Genomic DNA, 2,488 nt, shown 5'->3' with positions numbered 1-2,488 from the left:
CAACAACTGGAGCTATTCGACACCCTGAATCTGCCAAAACCCGCCTGATCATGCTCGTGTAGTTACATTTTGGCCCATTCGGCTATAACGATATCAATTACTTACTCGTTTTGCTGTCGAACTTGGGAGAACCGGATGGCCGCAGCGGGAAACAACGAAGGCCGTCCGGGCTGACCGTCGCGCGGCGCGCATCAGGTCGTGTCCTGGTCCACCCAGATCAGCAAAAACCCGCTTCCGCAGAGACGCATTGGAGCTGGACCAGAACGTTGTGCGATAGCGGGCGGGACATGGCTTGCTCATGCAGCGCGTCTAACATGATGCGCCCAAATCGTTCCTCGCCTCTGCTGGAGTGGGGGCATTGGCGTGAGACCCAGTGTTAAGCGGGAGGTATGCTTTCAGCATGACGCCGACAGATCTTTGCCGGTTCTATCCGCCATCGCCCCAATGGTCTCGGATAAGCTATAGATTGACAATGCAGCATACAAAATTAACTGAAATCACTCGGATTGTTAAGCAATAGGAAGCCAATGCTTAGAATTTTTCCATAACTTAGTGAAATCTATTTCGTTGCGACGTCATCGCTGCTAAATTATATCCACGAGAATATTTTACATTTAATTATGGAAGTCTGAGATCCCTTCGTGTGAGCGTCTTATTAACCAACCGACGCAATATGCCATTAGGGAGGCGAAAAATACCGATATACTAATGATTGGCGTTGTATCGTAAGTTCTGGCGAGAGAGGGGTTTGTCGTGAGTGAGAATTCTAAAATTCCCGTGGTTGTGATTGGTGGTGGTCCGGCTGGTCTCACGGCTGCATATGAACTCCAAAAAAGGAGCAGTGACTACCGACCTATCGTGTTTGAGGGATCGAACCTTGTCGGTGGAATTGCTCGTACAGAATCACATAACGGCTACCGTTTTGATATCGGTGGGCATCGGTTTTTTACCAAAGTTGAGGATGTTGAAGCGATGTGGAAAGAGGTTCTCGGTGTTGATTTGATCACCCGACCACGTCAAAGCCGCATCTACTACCGTGGAAAATACTTTGATTATCCTTTAAAAATTTTCAACGCGTTATCAAATATTGGCGCATACGAGTCGATGCGAATCATCGCAAGCTATCTCAAATGGCAGATTAGGCCGTACCGCGAAGAGAATAGTTTCGAGGAATGGGTTATCAATCGTTTTGGCGGACGTCTCTATATGCACTTTTTCCGAAGTTATACTGAGAAAGTCTGGGGGATTGATCCAAAGGTAATCCGGGCAGATTGGGCTGCGCAAAGAATCAAGAATCTTTCGTTGTTCAAGGCGGTATGGAATGCGATATCTGGTGCGAATGACACATCCAGTTTGATTGAAGAGTTTCAGTATCCGCGTCTGGGGCCCGGGATGATGTGGGAGAAGACACAAAAGTTAATTGAGGAAAACGGCGGCGAAGTTCAGATGATGTCCGAAGTCATTGCTGTGAATCGCCAGGACAATCGGGTCACGTCGGTTGATGTACGACGCTGGAGCGACAAGAATGAGGTCATCGAGACAAATCGAATTACCGGAACAGAATTTATCAATTCCATGGCGCTTCGTGATTTGATCCAAGCCTTTGATCCTCCTCCACCGCCGGATATAGTTGAGGCGGCGAATAGACTGAAGTACCGAGATTTTTTAATCGTTACATTGGTCTTGGATCACGCTGAACCTTTCCCCGATAATTGGATTTACATCCATAGCCCCCTGGTAAAGGTTGGCCGGATTCAAAATTTTTCAGCCTGGTCTCCCGAGATGGTTCCTGATCCAAATACGGCATCCATAGGGATGGAATACTTCTGTCAGAAAGGCGATGGATTGTGGAATATGTCCGAAGACGAATTGCGAACGTTGGCAGGTGAGGAACTAGAGGAACTGGGGTTGTGTGGTCGGGAACATGTGATCGACGCCGCCGTCATCCGTCAACCAAAAGCATATCCGGTCTATGATGGAGAATATCAAGAAGCGCTGGAAAAGATCAGGGCCTGGCTGGATACGTTGGAAAACTTCCAGACAGTTGGACGAAATGGATTGCACCGTTACAATAATCAGGATCACTCTATGCTTTCGGCCATGTTTGCGGCAAGGAATATTCTTGGAGAAAACCACGATCTTTGGTCGGTGAACGTCGAACGATCCTATCATGAGGAGTTCGAGTTGTCAGAGGAAGAGTTGAAATCTAAGGAAGGGAAGCGCCGCAAGCACGGCAAAAGAATCGCAGCATAAAGTCAATTGGTCCAACTGGCGCTAATACACCATCAGGATGCCGTCGTGTGCGGGTACATCGTTAAACCCATGTCGACGCTTCTGGACCCACTTGTTCAGCATCGAAAGGGCTATGTTGCACAAATCACGGAGGGATTCATGTCGTGAATCCAGTGTGGTAGCTGGCCAGCATGAGCAAACCGACATCACCTACCTACAAGACGACGAACTGGGCTGATTATAACGCGGGGCTGAG

1 protein-coding gene and 1 pseudogene are annotated in these 2,488 nt (G+C 48.4%); one reads left to right on the top strand and one right to left on the bottom strand.

Features of this window, described 5'->3' with window-relative positions:
• Positions 1-128: 128 nt before the first annotated feature.
• Positions 129-300 (bottom strand): annotated as a pseudogene (locus tag BV911_RS18600) (IS5/IS1182 family transposase); the annotation flags it as partial.
• Between the two features lie 453 nt (positions 301-753).
• Between BV911_RS18600 and BV911_RS18595 the strand changes: the two are divergent.
• A complete protein-coding gene (locus BV911_RS18595; RefSeq protein ID WP_240512372.1) occupies positions 754-2,253 on the top strand; it encodes an NAD(P)/FAD-dependent oxidoreductase in 1,500 nt (499 codons plus the stop codon).
• Positions 2,254-2,488 lie beyond the last annotated feature (235 nt).

The organism is Pseudoruegeria sp. SK021 (assembly GCF_002119405.1).
Taxonomy (GTDB): Bacteria; Pseudomonadota; Alphaproteobacteria; order Rhodobacterales; family Rhodobacteraceae; genus Meridianimarinicoccus.
Note: the sequence above shows the minus strand (reverse complement) of the source record. Positions and strands in the feature narration are given on the sequence as shown.